Source organism: Polaromonas sp. UC242_47 (genome assembly GCF_044452385.1).
Lineage (GTDB): Bacteria > Pseudomonadota > Gammaproteobacteria > Burkholderiales > Burkholderiaceae_C > Polaromonas.
The window spans coordinates 1,262,289-1,283,742 of record NZ_JBIOAO010000001.1 but is presented as its reverse complement, the minus strand read 5'-3'; the positions used below and the strand labels follow the sequence as shown (position 1 = coordinate 1,283,742).

19 protein-coding genes and 3 pseudogenes are annotated in these 21,454 nt (G+C 62.3%); 8 read left to right on the top strand and 14 right to left on the bottom strand.

Translation table 11 applies throughout. From position 1 onward, the window contains the following. Positions 1-79: 79 nt before the first annotated feature. The 4 genes from ACHMXK_RS06230 to ACHMXK_RS06215 form a co-directional block, all read right to left on the bottom strand. On the bottom strand, positions 80-628 hold the full coding sequence (locus ACHMXK_RS06230; RefSeq protein WP_397438618.1) for an NTP transferase domain-containing protein: 549 nt from the start codon (positions 626-628) through the stop codon (positions 80-82). Then, the gene (locus tag ACHMXK_RS06225; RefSeq protein WP_397438616.1) at positions 628-2,910 is read right to left on the bottom strand and encodes a molybdopterin cofactor-binding domain-containing protein; all 2,283 of its coding nucleotides are present in this window, start codon (positions 2,908-2,910) and stop codon (positions 628-630) included. The genes ACHMXK_RS06230 and ACHMXK_RS06225 overlap by 1 nt, the downstream gene beginning before the upstream one ends. An 11-nt stretch (positions 2,911-2,921) precedes the next feature. After that, positions 2,922-3,380, bottom strand: a complete 459-nt coding sequence (locus ACHMXK_RS06220) for a (2Fe-2S)-binding protein (RefSeq protein WP_397438614.1) — start codon at positions 3,378-3,380, stop codon at positions 2,922-2,924. A 95-nt stretch (positions 3,381-3,475) separates the two neighbouring features. After that, entirely contained in the window at positions 3,476-4,048 is a 573-nt protein-coding gene (locus tag ACHMXK_RS06215; protein WP_397438612.1) for a TetR/AcrR family transcriptional regulator, read from the bottom strand. An 84-nt stretch (positions 4,049-4,132) separates the two neighbouring features. Between ACHMXK_RS06215 and pdxH the strand changes: the two genes are divergently transcribed. Continuing rightward, positions 4,133-4,780: a pyridoxamine 5'-phosphate oxidase gene (gene pdxH, locus ACHMXK_RS06210; protein WP_397438609.1), complete on the top strand. Its 648-nt coding sequence runs from the start codon at positions 4,133-4,135 to the stop codon at positions 4,778-4,780. A gap of 7 nt (positions 4,781-4,787) precedes the next feature. Here the strand turns inward: pdxH and folK are convergent, their stop codons facing one another. The 5 genes and pseudogenes from folK to ACHMXK_RS06185 form a co-directional block, all read right to left on the bottom strand. Further along, complete coding sequence (folK, locus tag ACHMXK_RS06205) at positions 4,788-5,300, bottom strand: 2-amino-4-hydroxy-6-hydroxymethyldihydropteridine diphosphokinase (RefSeq protein ID WP_397438607.1); 513 nt, start codon at positions 5,298-5,300, stop codon at positions 4,788-4,790. An 8-nt stretch (positions 5,301-5,308) separates the two neighbouring features. Beyond that, positions 5,309-6,944, bottom strand: a pseudogene (gene pcnB, locus ACHMXK_RS06200) (polynucleotide adenylyltransferase PcnB). A 62-nt stretch (positions 6,945-7,006) separates the two neighbouring features. Beyond that, a pseudogene (locus ACHMXK_RS06195) lies at positions 7,007-7,670 on the bottom strand (HAD family hydrolase). Then, entirely contained in the window at positions 7,667-8,353 is a 687-nt protein-coding gene (hda, locus tag ACHMXK_RS06190) for a DnaA regulatory inactivator Hda (protein ID WP_318407857.1), read from the bottom strand. Before hda ends, ACHMXK_RS06195 begins: the two are co-directional and overlap by 4 nt. A gap of 17 nt (positions 8,354-8,370) precedes the next feature. Further along, positions 8,371-9,429 (bottom strand): AI-2E family transporter, encoded by a 1,059-nt coding sequence (locus tag ACHMXK_RS06185; protein WP_397438605.1) that lies wholly within the window; start codon positions 9,427-9,429, stop codon positions 8,371-8,373. 93 nt (positions 9,430-9,522) lie between these two features. On the opposite strand from ACHMXK_RS06185, the gene purM reads away from it, so the two are divergent. Together purM and ACHMXK_RS06175 are read left to right on the top strand one after the other, a co-directional pair. Continuing rightward, positions 9,523-10,563, top strand: a complete 1,041-nt coding sequence (gene purM, locus ACHMXK_RS06180) for a phosphoribosylformylglycinamidine cyclo-ligase (protein WP_397438603.1) — start codon at positions 9,523-9,525, stop codon at positions 10,561-10,563. A gap of 188 nt (positions 10,564-10,751) precedes the next feature. Further along, positions 10,752-11,681 (top strand): division plane positioning ATPase MipZ, encoded by a 930-nt coding sequence (locus ACHMXK_RS06175; protein WP_397438601.1) that lies wholly within the window; start codon positions 10,752-10,754, stop codon positions 11,679-11,681. Positions 11,682-11,877: 196 nt separating this feature from the next. Here the strand turns inward: ACHMXK_RS06175 and ACHMXK_RS06170 are convergent, their stop codons facing one another. From ACHMXK_RS06170 to murJ, 3 genes and pseudogenes are all read right to left on the bottom strand, one after another. Continuing rightward, on the bottom strand, positions 11,878-12,132 hold the full coding sequence (locus ACHMXK_RS06170) for a tetratricopeptide repeat protein (RefSeq protein WP_397442455.1): 255 nt from the start codon (positions 12,130-12,132) through the stop codon (positions 11,878-11,880). A gap of 51 nt (positions 12,133-12,183) precedes the next feature. Continuing rightward, a pseudogene (locus ACHMXK_RS06165) lies at positions 12,184-12,581 on the bottom strand (SirB1 family protein); the annotation flags it as partial. 203 nt (positions 12,582-12,784) lie between these two features. After that, positions 12,785-14,344 (bottom strand): murein biosynthesis integral membrane protein MurJ, encoded by a 1,560-nt coding sequence (gene murJ / locus ACHMXK_RS06160; protein WP_397438599.1) that lies wholly within the window; start codon positions 14,342-14,344, stop codon positions 12,785-12,787. A 224-nt stretch (positions 14,345-14,568) separates the two neighbouring features. Between murJ and rpsT the strand changes: the two genes are divergently transcribed. Continuing rightward, positions 14,569-14,871 (top strand): 30S ribosomal protein S20, encoded by a 303-nt coding sequence (gene rpsT, locus ACHMXK_RS06155; RefSeq protein WP_092000580.1) that lies wholly within the window; start codon positions 14,569-14,571, stop codon positions 14,869-14,871. Between the two features lie 153 nt (positions 14,872-15,024). On the opposite strand, the gene ACHMXK_RS06150 is transcribed toward rpsT, so the two are convergent. Next, positions 15,025-15,342 carry a DUF3579 domain-containing protein gene (locus tag ACHMXK_RS06150; protein WP_397438597.1) on the bottom strand — a complete coding sequence of 106 codons (318 nt, stop codon included), beginning with the start codon at positions 15,340-15,342 and terminating at the stop codon, positions 15,025-15,027. A 234-nt stretch (positions 15,343-15,576) separates the two neighbouring features. Here ACHMXK_RS06150 and ACHMXK_RS06145 point away from each other — a divergent pair, with 234 nt between their 5' ends. After that, complete coding sequence (locus ACHMXK_RS06145) at positions 15,577-16,800, top strand: aspartate aminotransferase family protein (RefSeq protein ID WP_397438595.1); 1,224 nt, start codon at positions 15,577-15,579, stop codon at positions 16,798-16,800. Continuing rightward, a complete protein-coding gene (gene argF, locus ACHMXK_RS06140) occupies positions 16,797-17,732 on the top strand; it encodes an ornithine carbamoyltransferase (RefSeq protein ID WP_397438593.1) in 936 nt (311 codons plus the stop codon). The genes ACHMXK_RS06145 and argF overlap by 4 nt, the downstream gene beginning before the upstream one ends. Before the next feature lie 4 nt (positions 17,733-17,736). On the opposite strand, the gene ACHMXK_RS06135 is transcribed toward argF, so the two are convergent. Then, positions 17,737-18,702, bottom strand: a complete 966-nt coding sequence (locus ACHMXK_RS06135) for a LysR substrate-binding domain-containing protein (RefSeq protein WP_397438591.1) — start codon at positions 18,700-18,702, stop codon at positions 17,737-17,739. A 117-nt stretch (positions 18,703-18,819) separates the two neighbouring features. Between ACHMXK_RS06135 and ACHMXK_RS06130 the strand changes: the two genes are divergently transcribed. Beyond that, positions 18,820-19,824 carry a tripartite tricarboxylate transporter substrate binding protein gene (locus ACHMXK_RS06130; RefSeq protein ID WP_397438589.1) on the top strand — a complete coding sequence of 335 codons (1,005 nt, stop codon included), beginning with the start codon at positions 18,820-18,822 and terminating at the stop codon, positions 19,822-19,824. 27 nt (positions 19,825-19,851) lie between these two features. Further along, on the top strand, positions 19,852-21,384 hold the full coding sequence (locus tag ACHMXK_RS06125) for a UxaA family hydrolase (protein ID WP_397438587.1): 1,533 nt from the start codon (positions 19,852-19,854) through the stop codon (positions 21,382-21,384). Positions 21,385-21,454 lie beyond the last annotated feature (70 nt).

Genomic DNA, 21,454 nt, shown 5'->3' with positions numbered 1-21,454 from the left:
GCCTGCGGTCTGGCAAAGCCAGTCCCGCGGCCCCTGCTGGGAAATGCGGGGAGACATAAGCTCTTCGAAGAGTCGTTCTTCAACGTGCCGCGAGCCACTGCTCGGCGCGCGCCAGATCGTCCACCGTGTCAATGTCGGTCACCGTACCCACATCGTCCAGCGCCAGAAATGCTACTGAATTCATAGCTTCTTGCGCCCGTACCACGGGGGCTGCACCCTGATTTCCTTCCAAATTCAGAAGACCATCGCGGCAGGCGGCCGAAAAAGCGACCGGGTGGCCGCGCGCGCCCTGGTACATGGGAATCACCACCGCGTGTTGCGCCAGGGCCTCAGCCACGGCGCGCAAGGTGCCGGCCTGCACCAGCGGCAAATCGCCCGGCAGCACCAGCCAACCCGCCGCCTCTGGCGTGGCGCGCACGGCCGCGGCGATCGAATCCCCCATGCCGGGATGGCCCACACTTTCAAGATGCCAGGGCAAGCCGCTGGCCATCACGGCATCCAGCGTGTGTTGCAACACCGGCTTGCCCGCCAGCAAGGCCTGCAATTTATGGACGCCGCCGCCCGAGGCGGCGAAACGTTCACCGCGGCCCGAGGCCAGCACCAGCACCGTGGGCCGGGTTGTATTCATCACGCCAGCTTGAAGGGCAGCTCGCGCGGCGCCTGGCCTGTCAGCTTCGCGATCGCATTGGCGAAAGCCGGCGCCAGCGGCGGCAGGCCGGGCTCACCCAGGCCGGTGGGTGCGTCGGCACTGGGAGCTATGAACACGGCCACCGTGGGCATGTCGGTGATACGCGGCACCTGGTAGTCGCCAAAATTGCTTTGCTCGACCACGCCTTCTTTCAGGGTGATGGCCGCACCCGGCAAACACATGGACAAACCCATCAGTGCCGCGCCCTGGATCTGCGCTTCGATGCTGGTCGGGTTGATGGCGAGGTTGCAATGCACACCTGCCGTGACGGCATGTAACACCGGTGTCGTGCCCTTGACCGAGGCCTCCACCACATAGGCCACCACGGTGTTGAAAGACTCATGCACCGCCACGCCCCAGGCACGCCCCGCGGCCAGCGTGCGTTTGCCGTAACCGGACTTGCTCACGGCCAGTTGCAACGCGGCGCGATGGCGCGGATGTTTGTCGCCAAACCGCTGGAGGCGGTAAGCCACCGGGTCTTGCCCGGCGCTGCGCGCGACCTCGTCGATCAGTGTTTCCATCACATACGCGGTATGGGTGGAACCGACACTGCGCCACCACAAAACCGGCACATTGAGTTTGGGATGATGCACCGACAGCCGCATCGGAATGTCATAAGGCTCTTTCATGCCTTCGACCATGGTGGCGTCCACACCGTCCTTGACCATGAAAGGCTCAAACGGCGAACCGGCGATGATGGACTGGCCAACAATCACATGGTCCCAGGCCAGAATTTTGCCCTGCGCGTCCAGACCGATCTCTGCACGGTGCACATGCATGGGACGGTAATAACCGCCCTTGATGTCGTCCTCGCGGCTCCACAAGGTCCGCACGGCGGCTGTCAGCCCGGCAGTGCGCGCCGCTTTCGCCACCGCGCAGGCTTCGACCACGTAGTCGCTGCTGGGAATGCCGCGGCGGCCAAAACCGCCACCGGCCATCTGCACGTTCATCTTGAGGTTTTGCGGCGCCACCCCCAACACCTGGGACGCCGCCAAGGTATCCAGCCCGGGCATTTGTGTGCCCAGCCAGAGTTCGGCCTTGGTATCCGCGCCCTGCCCGCTCAGTTGCACCGTGCAATTGAGCGGCTCCATGGGCGCATGGGCCAGGTAAGGAAACACAAACTCGGCGCTGATTTTTTTCGGCGCCGTGGCCAACGGGCTGACATCAGCGTTGTATTTGAGCGCACCGCTTGTCTGCGCCAGCGCGCGGTAGCTGGCCAGTTGCTGGGCGCTGTCGACCTTTTCCACGGTGCTGGTGTCCCAGTCGACCTTGAGCGCGTCGCGGCCCTGCTTGGCCGCCCAATAACCCTCGGCCACCACGGCCACACCTTCGCCGCCGCGGTCCAGCGGCACACGTAACACGGCCTTCACGCCGGGAACGGCACGGGCCGCCGCGTCGTCCAGCGATTTGACCTTGCCGGCAAACACCGGCGGATGTGCCACCACCGCCGTCAACATGCCGGGCAGGCGGGTGTCGATGCCGTAACTCTGGCCGCCGCTGGATTTGGCGCGTGCGTCCAGCCGGCCCGTGGGCTTGCCGATGATGCGGAACTGTTTCGGGTCCTTGAGCGTGACCTTCTCCGGCACCGGCTGCAACATGGCGGCTTCGGCAAGTTCGCCGTAACCCAGGCGTTTGCCGCCGGGGCCGATCACCACACCTTCGCGGGTGCGCAGGCTGCTCGCGTCCACGCCCCACTGCGCCGCGGCCGCCGCCACCAGCATGGCCCGGGTACGGGCCCCAAGTTCGCGGTATTGCGTGTAGGAATTTTTGATCGCGCTGGACCCGCCCGTGAGGTGCATGCCCATCACCGGATCGGCATAAGCCGGATCGGCATTGCCGTGCTGGCTTTTCACCAGGCGCCAGTCCGCGTCCAGTTCTTCGGCCAGGATCATGGGCAGGCCGGTCTGCACACCTTGTCCGAAATCAAGGCGGTTGATGGTCACGGTAACCGTGCCGTCTTTGGCGATGTGTACAAAAGCCGAGGGCTGCTGCGTCGGCTTCAAGGCGCTGGCGGCAGCGGCAGGGGTCGCTGCCTGGGCCTGCGCCTGCGTCAGCAAGGGGAAAGCGCCCAGCGCAAAACCACTGGCGCTGACGACCTTGAGAAAGCTGCGCCGCTGCAGGCCACTCGCTTCATTATCCATAGCGCCTTGCGCCCGGTACATCAGGGCTTGCAGGCCTTTTGGCAGTTGATCGGCGATATTGAACGGTGTCGAGGTGTACATGCTGATCTCCTTCAAGCCAGGGTCAAGGCGGCGTCTTTGATGGCAGCGCGGATACGTACGTAAGTGCCGCAGCGGCAGATGTTGCCGGCCATGGCCGCATTGATGTCCGCGTCGGTTGGTTTAGGCTTGGTTTTAAGCAAGGCGGTGGCACTCATCACCTGGCCACTCTGGCAATAACCACATTGCGCCACATCGTGTTTGACCCAGGCCTGCTGAACCGCCCGGCCGACACGGTCGCTGGCCACGGCTTCGATGGTGGTGATTTTCTGGCCCACGGCCGACGAAATCGGCGTCACGCAGGAACGGATGGCCGCGCCGTTCAGGTGCACGGTGCAGGCGCCGCACAAGGCCGCGCCGCAGCCGAACTTGGTGCCCGTCATACCCAAGGTGTCGCGCAAGGCCCAGAGGATGGGGGTGGATTCGTCGGCGCTGACGGCCATGTCTTTGCCGTTGATGTTCAGGGTGGGCATCGTGAAGCTCCTTGTGAAATAGAAGTTAACAAGAAAATTGGTTGGCGAATTTTTATTCGCTTAAATGAGAAAACTTTTGATGTCGCGAGTACTATTCAAGCCTTGATCGCATCCCAGCACAGAGTAAAGGCCGCCAGATGCACCGCTTCGTCATCGGGCAAGACCTGGGTCCGGATCAGGTTGGCGGTTTCCCGCACCGAACCCAGGAGACTGGCCGTCAACAAAGGCAGCGGCACCGGTTTAAAAATCTCCTGTTGCTGGCCCTCTTCCATCAGCGCGAAAAAACCAGCCGCCAGCCGGGTCGACAACTCGCGGTTGCCCTGGGTGAACCACGGGGAGTTGTAATACTGCTCCTGAAAAACCACCTCGGCGTAACGTTCCAGCCGGTGTCGTAACAGGTTGCTCCAGAGGCGGCGCACCCGGCTGCGCAACGGGGTGCCCGGCTCCACGCCTTCCATCAAGCGCTGCATGGTGGCGGTTTTGGCGTCCTGGTAAAGCTGGCTGATCAGCTCGTCTTTCGACGGGTAATACACGTACAAGGTGCTGGTGGCGATGCCCGCCGTCCTGGCGATATCGGCCATGGTCAGGCCGCTCAAACCGGTCTGGGCCACCCGTTCAAAGGTGGCCTCGGCAATCGCGCGCTGCTTTTCGTCGTCTTTGGGTTTCATGAGATCAGGCAATATAAACGAATAATTATTCGTTTTCAAGACCCAACACCTAATCAGCCTAATCGAGCGGGCACAATTGCAGACATGAGCCCTTCTTCCGCCATCGCCGACCTGCGCAAAAGTTACGAACGCGCCGAACTCAACGAAGAGGCCTCACAGGCCGACCCGCTCCTGCAATTCGACCAGTGGCTGCAGGAAGCCATACGCGCCGAGGTGCCCGAGCCCAATGCCATGACCCTGGCGACGGTGGCCGGCAACGGTCGCCCTTCGACACGTATTGTGCTGATCAAAGGGTATGACGAACGCGGCATCACCTGGTTCACCAATTACGACAGCCGCAAGGGCCAGGAACTGGCGACCAACCCGTACGCTGCCCTGCAGTTTCACTGGGTCGAACTGGAACGGGTGGTGCGTATCGAAGGTGTGGTCGAAAAAGTGTCCGCCGAAGAAAGCGACGCCTACTTCCACAGCCGGCCGCTGGACTCCCGCATAGGCGCCTGGGCCAGCCCGCAAAGCCAGGTGATCGCCAATCGCAGCGTGCTGGTTGCCAATGCCGCCAAATACGGCGCAAAGTTTTTACTGCAACCGCCGCGTCCGCCGCATTGGGGCGGCTACCGGCTCAAGCCGGACAATTGGCAGTTCTGGCAAGGCCGCAAAAGCCGGCTGCATGACCGCTTGCGTTACACGCTGCAAGAAAATGGCGGCTGGTTGCGTGAGCGGCTGGCGCCCTGAACAACATTCAGTCCAGTCGCTGTATCGTCTGATCCGCCACCGCGTCGCGTTGTGTTTGGGGCACCAGCGCCGGGGCAATTTCCGCCAATGGCAACAGCACAAAAGCGCGCTGCGTCATGCGTGGATGCGGAACGATCAGCCGCGCGGAGTGGATGCTGGCGCGGCCATACAACAACAGGTCCAGATCCAGCGTGCGCGGCGCGTTGCGGTAAGGCCGCTCACGACCGGCGCTTTGCTCGAGTTGCTGAAGCTGATCCAGCAAAGCCGGCGCCGTGAGGCCGGTTTCCAGTTCCACCACGGCATTGATGTAGTCCGGGCCGGCGGCCTCACGCTCCACCCCATCTTCATTGGACAATGCCCGGGTCTGGTACAGGCTGGAGCGCCGGGTGACGCGGGTCAGCGGCAGGCCATCCAGTGCGACCATCGCCTGCAGCACGGCAGCACTGGCCGCCCCCAGATTGGCACCGATGGCCACGTAGGCCGTGACGGTGCGATCAGACGGGTGTTCACCCGCACCCATGGCCAGACTCAGAAGTCGGCTTGGCCGTCGGACGCTGGGCTGGCAGGCGCCGCACCGGCTTCGCGGTTGACGGGCTTGCGGCGGCGCCGGCGCTTTTTGGCAGGTGCCGCATCTCCGGATTCACCCGATTCACCGGGCTCGCCTTGTTCTGCGGGCGGCATCCGGACTGCATCCGGGTTGTTGTCAGCGTTTGCCGCCTTGCGCGGCGCATCACCATCACTGCGTTTGACCCGGGTGCGCGGCTGCTGCGGTTTTTGCAGTTGCGCCAGGCGAGCCTGCTCGATCATTTCATGACGCTCGTCGTCATAGGCGGTGCTGAACTTTTCCCACCACTCGGCCAGCTCGGTATCGACTTCGCCGGTTTGCGCACGCAGGCGCAGGAAGTCAAAACCGGCGCGGAAACGTGGTTGCTCCAACAAGGAATAAGGCGAGCTGCCGCTGCGTTTTTCAAAACGCGGCTGCATGGTCCAGATCTCGCGCATGTCCGTGCCCAGCTTGCCGCGGCCCGAAACATCGCCGATCTTGGCGTTGAAGGCATCGTCGATCGCGTCCTGCAGCGCCGGCATGACATGTTCGCCCTGCTTGCGGCGCCGCGCCCAGCCTTCGCGCACATCGGCCCACAACACACAGGACAGCAAAAAGCTGGGCGCCACGGGTTTGCCTTCACCGACGCGGCGGTCGGTGTCGCGCAGGGCCAGTTGCAAAAAGGGTTCTTCCGCCGTGTCCACCACCACGTCCAGCAGCGGGTAGATGCCGGTGTTCAGGCCCAGGAATTTGAGTTGCGCGATGCTGGCCAGCGCATGGCCGGTTTGCAGCAGCTTGAGCATTTCGTCAAACAGGCGCGACTGCGGCACATCGGCCAGCAGGCCTTTCATGGCGCGCAAAGGGGCCACGGTCTTTTCTTCGAAAGTGAAACCCAGCGCGCTGAGCTTGGCCGAAAAACGCACGGCGCGGATGATACGCACCGGGTCTTCGCGGTAACGCGTGGCCGGGGTCGCCAATCATGCGGATGATTTTTTTCTTCGCGTCGCGGATGCCGTGGTGGTAGTCGACCACGATTTGTGTTTCCGGGTCGTAATACATGGCGTTGATGGTGAAGTCGCGCCGCGCGGCGTCTTCTTCCATCGGGCCCCAGACGTTGTCACGCAGCACCCGGCCGGAGGCGTCCACAGCGTGTTTCATGCCAGCGAGTTCGCTTTTGCTGGTGCGTTCGTTGCCGCCAACCTGTTCGGCCTGGCTGCTGTCCAGATGGGCTCGGAAGGTCGAGACCTCGATCACCTCATGCTCGCGGCCGCGGCCGTAGATCACGTGAACAATGCGAAAACGCCGACCTATGATGAAGGCGCGGCGGAACAGGCTTTTCACCTGCTCGGGCGTTGCATCGGTGGCCACGTCAAAGTCTTTGGGGCGCAAGCCGACCAGCAGGTCGCGCACCGCACCGCCCACCACATAAGCCTCGTAACCGGCCTGCTTGAGGGTGCGCACCACGTCCATGGCGCGTTCGTCGACCAGTTTGGGATCAATCCCGTGGTCTTTGGGGCCCACTTCGCGGCGTTCGCCGAACATGGATTTTTTGGGCCGCTTGGCGCTGTTGGCGGCGCTGTCGGATTTGCCAAACAGCTTGTCGATAAATTTTTTGATCATTGAATCAGGAGATTTTGCCGGACCGGCCGCGCTTGCAGGGCAAGGGCCACGGTCTGTAGCAGTTAGAACAGCTCAAGTATGCGCCATCCGCGCTCGGTGGCGATCGCCCGCAGGCGGTCGTCGGGATTGGTGGCCACCGGATGGGTGACTTTTTCCAGCAAAGGCAGGTCGTTCAGGGAGTCGGTGTAAAACGTGGTTTCCACCGTGTCCCAGTCCAGCCCGCGATCGGCCAGCCACTGCTGGACCCGGGGTCACCTTGCCTTCACGAAAAGACGGCGTGCCGCGGATTTCGCCGGTCAGCAGGCCATGCGCGTCGCGCTCCAGCTCGACGGCAATCAGTTCCGTCACGCCAAAGGCGGTGGCAATGGGGCGGGTCACAAATTCGTTGGTGGCCGTGACGATCACCACCTGGTCGCCCGCCGCCTGGTGTTGCTTAACCAGCGCCAGCGCCTGCGCCTTGATGCCTCTTTGCACGATGTCCCGCATGAACTGGTCGTGAGCAGCTATTGATTTTGCAGCGCCTTGCTCCCGGATGGCCTGGGTGGCAAAACGCACATAGTCGTGCACATCGAGGGTGCCGGCCTGGTAATGCGCGAAAAACTCGGCATTGCGGCGCTTGAATTCGTGGCCGTCACACCAGCCCAGCGCGATCGTGAACTCGCCCCACTCGTAGTCGGAATCAAAAGGGATCAGCGTGTGATCGAGGTCAAACAAAGCCAGTTTCACAAATTCTCCAGCATGGACTTGATCAGCGGGATCGTGATCGCGCGTTTGGTTTGCAGCGCGTACACGTCCAGTTGATCCAGCAATTGCATCAAATGGCCCAAGTCGCGTGAGAAGCGGCTCAGGATGAAATCCATGGCGTCGTCGCTGAGGAAAACACCGCGCGCATCGGCTTCCTGGCGCAACACGGCCCGGCGTTCCGGCTCGGTCAGCGCCTGCAGGGCAAACACATGGCCCCAGCCCAGGCGGGTGCGCAAGTCTTCACGCAGCGCCAGATCGGCCGGCGGTGCGCTGCCGGCGGCCAGCACCCAACGGGGGTGGCCATCAGCGGCGTTCAGGGCGTTGACAAACCAGTTGAACGCGGCCTGCTGCTGCACCGCGGTGTACAGATGGCAATCGTCCATGATCACCGCTGCCCAGTTGTCCTGGAACTCGGGCGGCTCCATCATCGAGGCATCGAGCCAGCCGACGGCGGCGCCCTGCTCGCGCAAGGCCTCACTCACGGCTTTGAGCAAATGGGTCTTGCCGCTGCCGGGCTCGCCCCACAGATAAGTCGGCACCGGTGAGCGCAGGCTGTTGCCGACCCACAGTTCCAGGTGTTTGAGCGCCGCCTCGTTAGGCCCCGCAAAAAAATTGGCGAGTGAAGGCGGCGAGGCCAGCCCGATATCCAGTGCAATTTGTTTCATGCCAGTCATGGTCCGCATCACCCCTGGTACAGCCGGCTGCCGATGTAGCCGGCCCGCACGCGGCGAATCGCGACCAGCAGCACCGCGCTGCTGGGCAACGCAATCAGCACGCCGAGAAAGCCAAACAACTGGCCAAACGCCAGCAGGGCAAAAATAACCGCCAGCGGGTGCAGGCCGATACGCTCGCCCACCAGCCGCGGCGTCAGGTAAAAACTCTCCACCAGTTGTCCGGCGCCGTAAACCCCGGCCACCACCAGCACGCCGTAGAGGCTGCCAAACTGCAAGACCCCGGCCAGAAATGCCAGGATCAGGCCCAGGCCGAAGCCCAGGAAGGGGATAAAAAAGGCCATCCCGGTGAACACGCCCACAGGCACGGCCAGATCGAAGCCGAACAGCACCAGCGCCACGCTGAAATAAATCGCCAGCACCGCCATCACCAGCAACTGGCCGCGCAGGTACTGGCCCAGCACCGAATCGGCCTCTTCCATGAAACTGTCAAACGAGGCGCGCATCTTGGGCGGCACCAGTTCGAGCAACAGGGCGATGAAACGGTCCCAGTCCTTGAGCAGGAAAAACAGCGCCACCGGGATCAGCACCAGATTGCCGACCAGGGCCAGCGCCACGCTGCCGCCCAGTTTCAGCGAGGACAAAACCGAGCCGAAAGCATCTTCCACATTGGCATTCAGGTACTTGAGGACAAAACCCTGGATGCTGGCCACGTCCAGCGAGACCTTGATGCCGAACTGCGCCAGCCAGGGGCCTAAGGAGCTGTTGAGCCGGTCTGCCAGCACCGGCAACTGCTCACGCAGCAAAGGCAGCTCCTTGGCAAAAATCGGCACCACCAGCAGCAAAATGGACAACACAATCAAAATAAACACGGTTTCCACGATCAGAACCGCCAACACACGCGGCAGCCGGCCCTGCAGTTTGTCCACCAGCGGCGCCAGCGCATAGGCCAAAACACCCGCCACCACAAAGGGGGTCAACACCGGCCCAAGAAACCACAGCGCGAGCACCACCAGGGCGGCGATCAGACACCAGGTCGCGGTGCGTTTTTGGGTAGAAGTAAATTGCATACAGCCTGACAGGGGTGAACCCTTAGAATCTTAGGCTGGATTCTATCGGGCTTGGTGCCCGCAACCAGACCACAGCCTACCCACCCAAGCAGCATGACCACCTCTTCTCCTTCCCCCCTGAGCTACAAAGACGCCGGCGTTGACATCGACGCGGGTGACGCCCTGGTTGAACGCATCAAACCCCTGGCCAAAAAAACCATGCGCGAGGGGGTGCTGGCCGGTATTGGCGGTTTTGGCGCCCTGTTCGAGGTGCCCAAACGCTACAAAGAGCCGGTGCTGGTCAGCGGTACCGACGGCGTGGGCACCAAGCTGCGCCTGGCTTTTGAGTGGAATATGCACGACACCGTGGGCATAGACTTGGTCGCCATGAGTGTCAACGACGTGCTGGTGCAAGGCGCCGAGCCGCTGTTTTTCCTCGATTATTTCGCCTGCGGCAAGCTGGATGTGGACACCGCCGCAGCCGTGGTCGGCGGCATCGCCAAGGGTTGCGAGCTCAGCGGCTGCGCGTTGATAGGCGGCGAAACTGCTGAAATGCCCGGCATGTACCCCGAAGGCGAATACGATCTGGCCGGTTTTGCCGTCGGCGCCGTCGAAAAATCCAAAATCCTGACCGGCAAAGACGTCAAACCCGGCGACGTGGTCCTGGGCCTGGCCAGCAGCGGCGTGCATTCCAACGGTTTCAGCCTGGTGCGCAAATGCATCGAGCGTGCCGGCAACGACCTGCCCGCCACGCTGGACGGCAAACCCTTCAAGAACGCCTTGATGGAGCCAACCCGCCTCTACGTCAAAAACGTGCTGGCTGCGCTGGCCGCCCACCCGATCAAGGCCCTGGCCCACATCACCGGTGGCGGCCTGCTGGAAAACATTCCGCGTGTGTTGCCCGACGGCACCGCCGCCCACCTGAAAAAAGGCAGCTGGCCGCAGACCGAGCTGTTTGCCTGGCTGCAGAAAACGGCCGGTATCGACGACATCGAAATGAACCGCACCTTCAACAACGGCATCGGCATGGTGGTGGTGGTGGACGCCGCCAATGCCCAGGCGACGGCCAAAACCCTGCGCGATGCCGGTGAGCAGGTCTACGACATCGGCGTGATTGCCGCCCGCGGCGACAGCGCCGCCGTTGTGGTTGCCTGACCCGACAGACGCAGCAGCCAACTGACAAGGCCTCGACGGGAAAGCCCCATCGGGGCTTTTTTTTGACCCAAATTAACTAGTTTTCGCTACAAAAAATACTAGCTACTCGCGCCCGCCCAGCTTGGGCCAACTGGACTTTTCGTTACTTTTGCATCAAACTGCTTGATTCATCCGCTTCTGGAGGAATCATGCCGGTCATCGCAGTCGTCAACCGCAAGGGAGGCAGTGGCAAAAGCACACTGGCCGCCCATATCGCGGCCTGGTGCGCACGCCAGGGCAGCTCGGTCATGCTGGGCGACGTGGACCGCCAGCAATCGGCGCGCGCCTGGCTGAAACGCCGCGACGCCGCCCTGCCGCTGATCGCCCCCTGGGCCGTGGACCAGAAAAACATGCTGCGGGTGCCGACCGGCATCACCCACGTGGTGCTGGACACCCCTGGCGGCATGCATGGTTTCGAGTTGGCGCGGGTGGTGATGTTTGCCGACGCCATCGTGATGCCGGTGTGCCATTCCATCTTTGACCGCGAATCGGCGGAAGCCTGCCATGCCGAACTGATGAGCCTGCCGCGTGTGGCCAGTGGCCGCTGCCGCCTCGCGGTGGTAGGCATGCGTATCGACGGGCGCACCCATGCCGCGCAAATCCTGGATGCCTGGTCGGAATCGCTGGGCCTGCCCTTTCTGGGCGCGTTGCGGGAAACACAGCTCTACGTGCGCAGTCTGGAGCGCGGGCTGACCATGTTTGATTTGCAGCCCCAGCTGGCGGCGGCCGATCTGGCGCAATGGGCGCCGATTTTGCAATGGCTGCAACCCCTGCTTTACCCGCCGCTAGCGGCCAATGACAGCGCGGCCACCGCGCGCCCGCCGGCACGCACCCTGATCCCCAAAGGGGCGGCATCGCCGCAAAGCCAGCCCGAGGAAGTGGTCTCCAAACACCGAGGTTCACTGCCCAACAGCCTGATGCCGGCGCAGGAGTCCATGGTGCATGGCGGGCGCCTGTCAACGCTGAGTGCCAGCCGCCCGGGGCCACATCAGCCGGCCAGCCAGCCCACGCTGGCGCGCACGCCCAGCCGTTCGGTCGATGGGCGGCAGATTCCTCAGTTCCTGAAACGCGGCGGCTGAGATGACCCCCACGTTCGCTCACTGCGTGTAGCTCTCTGCCCCACTAGGGGGCCGCTGCGCCTGCGGTCTGGCGGAGCCAGTCCCGCGGCCCCTGCTGGAAGGGAAAAACTGAGCACCCACGTTCGCGGTAGTCCGTTCGTCCTGAGCCTGTCGAAGCAAGCCCCCGAGGGGGTGCATTTGTCCTTGGTGCGCCGCGTCAGCTTTTCTGGCGCCGCAACTGGGCCAGGCGCTCAGCCACCTTGTCCAGGTCCAAGGCGTCCTCGGCGTGGTCCAGGTAAATCTCCAGATCGGGCACGGCGCGACCGGACTCGCCCTGCTCGGCCAGCGCCAGACCGCGGTCGCGGTATTCGGGCCAGGCTTCGGGGTGCAGCACGATCAGTCTGTCCTGCACGGCAATCAGCCGCGGCCAGTCGTGCTGGGTTTTATGGATGTCTTTGAGGTTGCGCAACATGCGGCCGATGATGTCGCGCGCAGGCACGGACTGCAAATACAGGCCGATCGGCACCTCAAACTCGTCGACCAGGCCGCTGCGCTGCCGGAAAGGCTCCAGCCGCTCGGACAGTTCTTCGCGGCTCAGGGAATGGCCGGTGAACGGGTCTATGACCACCTGACCCTTGGGCAGGTTGACCTTGACCATGAAGTGGCCGGGAAAGCCACGCCGCGGGCATTGAGCCCCAAGCCGCCGGCCAGCTCCAGCCACAACACCGCCAGCGTGATCGGGATGCCGCGCCGGGTACGCAGCACCGCGTTCAGGTAGCTGTTGTCGGGGTCGTAGTAGTCATTGATGTTGCCGCCGAAGTTCAGGTCGTGGAAAAAAAACTGGTTCAGCGCGCGCAGCTTCTGCAGGGCCGAGGCATCACCCGGCAAGCGGCGTTTCAGGCGGGCCAGCAGTTGGTCCATATCGCCCAGCACCTGCTGCACATCCAGATCGGGGTACTCGTCCTGGGCCACACAGGCCGCGGCTTCCAGCAGGGGAAAATGCACGTCGCTCTGCACCAGGCTGGCAAAGTATTGCAGGGGCGACGGGACCTCGAAATTCAATGGCATGGCACTACTTTCTCACAAAGCGCCGGGCAGCGCGAGCCCCAAGTCTTTACCAAGCGTTACCGGCGCATGAGCTTGCGCACTTTCAGGCCGCTTGCCCAAAGTGCTCCGAAATAAATAGCGCCTGACGCACACAGGACAAGGGCCAGGAGCCCAATACGCTTGAAAGATTCGGCCCGCAGCCCGGTCCAGCTGACGGCCTGGGCCGACCACATCAAAAACACCGCCAGCAGCGCGCTGGCCGCCACCACCTGCAGCGCAAACACCGCCCAGCCGGGTGCCGGTTTGTAACTGCCGCGCCGCAACAGCCCCAGCAACAACCATGAGGCGTTGATCAGCGCGCCAATCGCGATCGAGAGTGTCAGGGCCGCATGTTGCAGCAAGGGCACCAGAAAATAATTCAGCACCTGCGTGAGCACCAGCACACACACGGCGATACGCATGGGCGTACGCATGTCGTGCCTGGCATAAAAGCCGGGCGCCAGCACCTTGACGGCGACGATGCCCAGCAAGCCCACGCCATAGTTGCTCAACGCGGCCGTCGTGCGCTGAACGTCAGAGTCGCTGAACGCGCCATAGTGGTACAGCACCGCGACCAGCGGCTGCGAAAAAACCAGCAAAGCCACGGCACAAGGCACCGACAGCAAAACCACCAGACGCAGCCCCCAGTCCAGCATGGCGGAGTAACGCTCCTCATCCTGGCTGCCGCGCGCCGCGGCCAGTTGCGGCATCAGCACCACGCCCAGGGCCACCCCCAGCATGGCGGTGGGAAACTCCATGAGCCTATCCGCATAAGTGATCCAGCTTACGCTGCCGGTGGCCAGATGCGAGGCGATCTGGGTATTGATGAGCAGTGATATCTGCGCCACGCTCACGCCCAGCAAGGCCGGCAGCATCAGGCCCAATACCTTGCGCGTCTCCGGATCCTTCCAGGACTGGCGCAGCGCCGTGAAGCTCGCGCCTATACGCGGCAACAAGCCCAAACGCCGCAGCGCGGGCAGTTGCAGGCCCAGTTGCAACACGCCGCCCACCATCACCCCCACACATTGGGCGTAAATCGGCTCGATGCCGTGCCTGGCGAACCAGGGTGCGCCCAGGGTGATGGAGCCGATCAGCGCCACATTCAGCAACACCGGCGAGGCGGCGGGCACGGCAAAGCGGCGCCAGGTGTTGAGAATGCCACCGGCCAGCGCGACCAGCGACATAAAGCCGATGTAAGGAAACATCCAGCGGGTCATCACCACGGCGGCGTTGTAGCCCTGCGGTTTCAGGCCACTCGCCATGGCCCACACCATCAGCGGCGCAGCCAGCACCCCCGCCACGCACAGCAAAACCAGCGCCCAGGTCAGCAAGGTCGCGACATGGTCTATCAGTTGTTTGGCGCCCTCTTCGCCTTTCTCCGCCTTGCAGGCCGCCAGCACCGGCACAAAAGCCTGGCTGAAAGCACCCTCGCCGAGGACACGCCGGAACAGGTTGGGGATTCGGAAAGCGACGTTGAAGGCGTCGGTCATGGCACTGACGCCAAACACCGAGGCCATCAGCAGATCACGGACCAGGCCTGTGACGCGCGAGGCCAGCGTCAGCAGGGAAACGGTGGAGGCGGCTTTAAAAAGTGACACCGGTGGAGTTTATAGCCCCCACGGTCGTTCACTTCGTGTAACTCCCTGCCCCCCAAGGGGGCCGCTGCGCCTGCGGCCCGGCAAAGCCGGTTCCGCGGCCCCTGCTGGCCTAGGCCCCGTTCCTGGTCTAAAGCCACTCAAGTGACCCTGGACTCGGCCGTCGTATAATCTATGGCTTTGCTGCATCATCCACAGACTCCTCCCTGGATTAAAGGAAATTTATTATGGCAACCGCCAAACCCAAGAAAAAGAACCCCCGCCTCGCCTCCGGTCGCAAACGCGTCCGCCAGGACGTCAAACTCAATGCCGCGAATACCTCGCTGCGTTCCAAATACCGCACCGCTGTGAAAAACGTCGAAAAAGCCGTTGCAGCTGGTGACAAAGACAAAGCCAAGGACTTGTTCGCCAAGGCCCAAAGCATTGTGGACACGATTTCCGACAAGGGCATCTTCCACAAAAACAAGGCCGCTCGCGACAAGAGCCGTCTGTCCGCCAAGGTGAAAGCCCTGGCCCTGAAAGCCGCCTAAACATTTAGGCAAATCGCCCGGACGGTCTTTCTCACGAAATTCCGCTCCGCCGTTTTGTAGGGTGCGCTGCAGCAAAAGTAAGAAACCGCCTTTCGGCGGTTTTTTTACGTCGGTACTTTTCGGATCGGAATGACTGGCGTCCCCCAAGGCCGCTCAGGGCTTGGGGGGATCAGGAAGCAGGCAAGCCTCGGCAATCTGCAAGTCATTGTCTTTGGCAAAGTTGATGGCGAAGTCCCAGGCCATGGGTTCGTACGCGCGCAACTCGCTGTTGACCACCACACATTTGATGCCGTTGATCAAGGTGGGGACACACCAGGGGGAATAGGTCAGGTGGCTGCCGGGCTGCGGTCCGCCGGGGCGGAACTGGCTCATCACGCCGCACAGGCGGTCGGCCCAATCACTCGGGCGAAAGGTTTTGCCGTCGCGGGTGATGCCCTGAATGAAGACTTCTTTGGCGGAGTTGGAGACCATCGGGTTGAGGGTTTTTCGCGTGCCAGAGACAAGGATAGTGTCGTCATGCTGCACCGCACAATGATTCTATCTTATATAAGACTTGCATCCCACATTTAAGGACAAGCAGCCGGCTCCGCGCATTGCTGTGATGCAGCATCCTCACAAAAGACCGCAAACTCTGCGCCTAAAATCACTTCAGACCCGCCGATCTGATCGCGGCCACCTGTTTTGCAATGTTCCCGGAGTTCCCCCATGACCGCTGCCCTGCCCCAACACATCGAAGCCGACTCTCCTCACGTGATGAACACCTACGGCCGCCTGCCGATCGCGCTGTCGCACGGCCAGGGCTGCCGCGTGTGGGATGTCAATGGCAAGGCCTACCTCGATGGTCTGGGCGGCATTGCCGTCAACACGCTGGGCCACAACCACCCGCGCCTGGTGCCGGCCCTGCAGGACCAGATCGCCAAAATCATCCACAGCTCCAACTACTACCATGTGCCCAACCAGGAAGTGCTGGCCGCCAAGCTGGTGGAGTTGTCGGGCCTGGAAAACGTGTTTTTCTGCTCCACCGGCCTGGAAGCCAACGAAGCCGCCCTGAAACTGGCGCGCAAGTTTGGCCACGACAAAGGCATTGAACGCCCCGAAATCGTGGTCTACGACAAAGCCTTTCATGGCCGCAGCATCGCCACCCTCAGCGCCACCGGCAATGCCAAGGTGCAAGCCGGTTTTGGCCCGCTGGTCGAGGGTTTTATCCGCGTGCCGCTGAACGACATTCCCGCCCTGGAAGCCGCCACCGCCGGCAATCCGAACGTGGTCGCGGTATTTTTTGAAGCCATCCAGGGCGAAGGCGGCATCAACCCGATGGACGCCGACTACATGAAACAAGTCCGTGCCCTCTGCGACCAGCGCGGCTGGCTGCTGATGATTGACGAAGTGCAATGCGGCATGGGCCGCACCGGCAAGTGGTTTGCGCACCAGTGGGCCGGCATCCAGCCGGACGTGATGCCGCTGGCCAAAGGCCTGGGTTCTGGTGTGCCCATCGGCGCCGTGGTGGCCGGCCCCAAGGCGGCCCATATATTTGGCCCCGGCAACCACGGCACCACCTTTGGCGGCAACCCGCTGGCCATGCGCGCCGGCGTCGAAACCCTGCGCATCATGGAAGAAGATGGCCTGCTGGCCAACGCTGCCAAAGTGGGCGCTCACCTGAAAGCAGCACTCAGCCGTGAACTGGCGACCGAACTCGCCTCCGGCGCGGTCAAGGAAATTCGCGGCCTGGGCCTGATGCTGGGCATAGACCTGGCCAAGCCTTGTGGTGAGCTGGTCAAACACTGCGCCGACAAGGGCTTGCTGATCAGTGTGACGGCCGACACCGTGATTCGCCTGGTGCCGCCGCTGATCCTCTCGGAAGCCGAAGCCGATGAAATCGTGTCCATCCTGTGCCCGCTGATCAAGCAGTTGCTGGGAGAAAAACCATGAGCACCGCAGCGACCAAAGACATTCGCCACTTTTTGCAATTCAGCGACTTCAACGCTGCTGAATACGCCTGGCTGTTCGAGCGTGCCGCCCTGATCAAGAAAAAATTCAAGGCCTACGAAAAACACCAGCCGCTGGTGGACCGCACGCTGGCCATGATTTTCGAAAAAGCCTCGACCCGCACCCGCGTGAGTTTTGAAGCCGGCATGTACCAGATGGGCGGCAGCGTGGTGAACCTCACCACGGAGGGCAGCCAACTGGGTCGCGCCGAGCCGATTGAAGACAGCGCCAAGGTCATCAGCCGCATGGTGGATCTGGTGATGATCCGGACCTACGAGCAGACCAAGATCGAACGCTTCGCTGAAAATTCACGCGTGCCCGTCATCAACGGCCTGACCAACGAATTCCACCCCTGCCAGATCCTGGCCGACATCTTCACCTACATCGAACACCGCGGCAGCATCCAGGGCAAAACGGTGGCCTGGGTCGGCGACGGCAACAACATGGCCAACACCTGGCTGCAGGCCAGCGAAATCCTGGGTTTCAAGGTGCACCTGAGCACCCCCAGTGGTTACGAAGTCGACCAGTCCGTGGCCGGCATACGCTCCGCCGAAAGTTACAAGGTCTTCAAAGACCCCATGCAAGCCTGCGCCGGTGCCGACCTGGTCACCACCGACGTCTGGACCAGCATGGGTTACGAGGCCGAAAACGAAGCACGCAAGAAGGCTTTTGCCGACTGGTGTGTGGACAGCGACATGATGAAAGCCGCCAAACCGGACGCCTTGTTCATGCATTGCCTGCCCGCACATCGCGGTGAAGAAGTCGAAGCCGATGTGATCGACGGACCGCAGTCTGTGGTCTGGGACGAAGCGGAAAACCGGCTGCATGTGCAAAAGGCGCTCATGGAGTTCCTGCTGCTGGGCCGGATTGAATGAAGTTTTAAGCCTTTTTGGCCGCAGCCTTGCCAGGCAGTCGGCCAGCTTGGGCGCTCAAACGCAAACAATCCATCAGTTGCTCGCTGCTAGGCGTCAGTCGCCGCCCCCGCAGGGTGATGAGTCCTATGGGCGGCAGTTCAATCGGCACATCGATCGGTAACACCGCCAGCAAACCCTCTTTCTGGAAGTGCAGACCGACCGAACGCGCCAAAAAGCCGGCGGCGTCGCGTTCCTTCACAAAGGTCGTGAGGGCCAGGAAGGACGAGGTTTCGAGGATGTCGACCGGCGGATTCAGGCCGTGGCGATAAAAGGTCTGCTCGATCTTCACGCGCAACGAAGCCCAGGGCGGGGGCAACACGCAGGGCATGCCGGCCAGATCGCTCCAGCCCGGTTTTTTCTTGCGCGTGAGGGCATGGCCACGCTTGACCACGGCCACCATGGGTTCGTTGAACAAGGCTTCGGTCACCAGATCAGGCGCGGCATAACCGGGCTCCAGCCGGCCCACAAACAGATCCAGCTCACCCAGGCGCAGCTTGGGCAGCAGGTGTGTCAGGTCACCCTCCTCGACCAGCACCGTCGCCTGCGCCGAACGCTGCTTGAGCAACTTGACCGCACCCGCCAGCAACACCGGCATGGCCACCACCATGGAACCGACACGCGTGCGCCCCGCCGCCCCGCTGGCCACCGCCGCAATCTCGTCGCGTGTGCGCTCATATTCGGCCAACACCGAACGGGCAAAACGGACAATGGCCTGGCCACTGGTCGTGGGCTCGGTGCCGCGGGTAGAGCGCTCAAACAGCACCAGGTCGAACATGTTTTCGACCTCGGTCAGCATTTTTGACACCGCGGGTTGACTCACCGACAGGAACTCGGCGGTGCGGCCCAGATGCCGGAACTGGTCCAGCGCAACCATCAGCTGCAAGTGACGTAACTTGATGTTGGAGCGTAAAACGCGGTCGATATGGGCCATGGGCCATCTTAACCAAAGTTAACCTTTAGGCTATGAAGCAATTCCATTATTCGAATGGATTGTTATGAAGAATCTGGCAACAATCGGCGCACAAACCATCCACCCCGCGGAGACAACATGCCCACGTCGAATTTTCCAGCCAGCGGCAAGCGCCGCAACCTGCTCATCGCCACCGCCGGTGCCGCTGCGGCAACCCTGCTGAGTCCCATGCGTGCGTTGGCCCAGGGCTATCCCGAACGTCCCATCACCTTCATCTGCCCCTGGCCTGCCGGCGGCACGGCCGACCAGTCGATGCGCGCCTTGTGCCAGGTGGCGTCGCGCACGCTGGGCCAGGCCATTGCGGTTGAAAACAAGGTTGGCGCCTCCGGCATGATTGGCACCAAGGCCATGGCCTCCGCCAAAGCCGATGGCTACACCATTGGCCAGATCCCCATCTCCGTCACGCGTTTTTCGCAACTCGGCACGCTGCAACTGGACCCGCTGAAAGACTTGACCTACCTGGCACGCACCTCGGGCCAGACCTTCGGCATTGCCACCCCGGCGGATTCACGTTTCAAGTCGCTGCAGGAAGTTGTGGCTTTTGCCAAGGCCAACCCCGGCAAGCTGACCTACGCCCATGCGGGCATAGGCGGCGCCACCCACGTGGGCATGGAAGAGTTTGCAATGGCTGCAGGCATCCAGTTCAACCATGTGCCTTACAAGGGCGGTGCCGAGGCCTTACAAGCCGTGTTGGGCGGCCATGTGGACCTGCTGGCCGATTCCAGCTCCTGGGCACCCCATGTCGAAGCCGGCAAGCTCAAGCTTCTCGCGACCTGGGGCGAGCGCCGCACGGCCCGCTTCAAGGATGCACCCACGCTCAAGGAGCTGGGCTACAACGTTGTGGTTGATGCGCCCAATGGCATTGGCGCGCCCAAAGGCATGGACCCGGCCATTGCCAAAAAGCTGCGCGACGCGTTTCGCATCGCTGTGGCCAGCCCCGAGTTCAAACAGGTGGCCGACAGAATCGATGCGCCTGTGCTCTACCTGGATGGCCCCGACTATGAAAAATATGTGGCTGGCATCTACCAGAAAGAAACCGTCCTGATCGACAGGCTCAAGCTCAAGGAACTGATGAAAAGCTGATCGCGCGCGATCTGCCCGGCCCACACCATGACCCCTAGCACCATCAGTCCACTCATACGCCTGCACGCCAACGACAACGTGCTGGTGGCCAAAACCGCACTGTCGCTGGGTCAGGAATTACCAGAGATAAGCGCTCGCGCACGCGCACAAGTGCCGGCCGGCCACAAGATCGCGGCGCGGGCCATTGCCGAGGGTGAACGCATCCTGAAGTACGACACGGTGATTGGCATGGCCGCGCGAAACATCGAGCCGGGCGACTATGTGCATGCACACAACATGAAGCTGGTGGATTTTGAGCGTGACCCGGCTTTTGGCCAGGACGTGCGGCCGGTGGACTATGTGCGGGAAGCCGAACGCGCCACATTCATGGGTTATCTGCGCCCCGATGGCCGCGTGGGCACGCGCAACTTCATCGGCATTCTGTCGTCGGTCAACTGCTCGGCCACCGTCATCAAAAACATCGCGGCCCACTTCACGCCCGAGCGGCTGGCGGCCTTTCCGCATGTGGACGGCGTGGCCGCTTTCGCGCAAACCAGCGGCTGCGGCATGTCCTCGCCCAGTGAACATTTCGACGTGTTGCGCCGCACCCTGGCCGGCTACGCGCGCCATCCCAACCTGGCCGGTGTGTTGATTGTCGGCCTGGGCTGCGAGCGCAACCAGGTGTCATCGCTGGTGGAGTCGCAAGGCCTGGCGACCAGCAAACTCATGCGCACCATGGTGATGCAGGAGATAGGCGGCACCCGTGCCACGATCGAAGCCGGTATCGCGGCCATTTATGACATGCTGCCTGAAGCCAATACGGCCAGGCGCCAGGCGGTGCCGGCCAGTCATTTGAAAATTGGCCTGGAGTGTGGTGGCTCGGACGGTTTTTCGGGCATCACGGCGAACCCGGCACTCGGTGCGGCCATGGACATCCTGGTGCGCCACGGCGGCACCGCCATTTTGTCGGAGACACCCGAGATCCACGGCGTGGAATACATGCTCACGCGTCGCGCCGTCAGTCCCGAAGTCGGCCAGAAGCTGCTGGACCGGCTGGCCTGGTGGGAAACCTACACGGCCGGCCAGAACGCCCAGTTCAACGGCGTGGTCGGGCACGGCAACCAGGCCGGCGGCCTGGCCAACATTTTCGAAAAATCGCTGGGTTCGGCCATGAAGGGCGGCACCACGCCGCTGCAGGCGGTCTACGAATACGCCGAGCCGATAGACCGCCACGGTTTTGTCTTCATGGATTCGCCGGGTTACGACCCGGTGGCTTCGACCGGACAAATCGCCAGCGGTGCCAACCTGATCTGCTTCACCACGGGCCGCGGCTCGATGTTCGGCTCCAAACCCGCACCGACCATCAAGCTGGCCAGCAACACGCCGATGTTCAAACGCCTGGAAGAAGACATGGACATCAACTGCGGCGCCATCCTCGATGGCGACCTGGACGTGCCGCAGATGGGCCAGCAGATTTTCGAACAAATCCTGCGCCATGCGTCAGGCGAGCCCACCAAGAGCGAGGCGCTGGGCCTGGGCGACCATGAGTTTGTGCCCTGGCACCTGGGCATCGTCAGTTAAGCATAACTATCAAAACAATAGCAACTTGCGCTTACACCATAAGAGCTAACGCCTTATTTCATTCAAATGC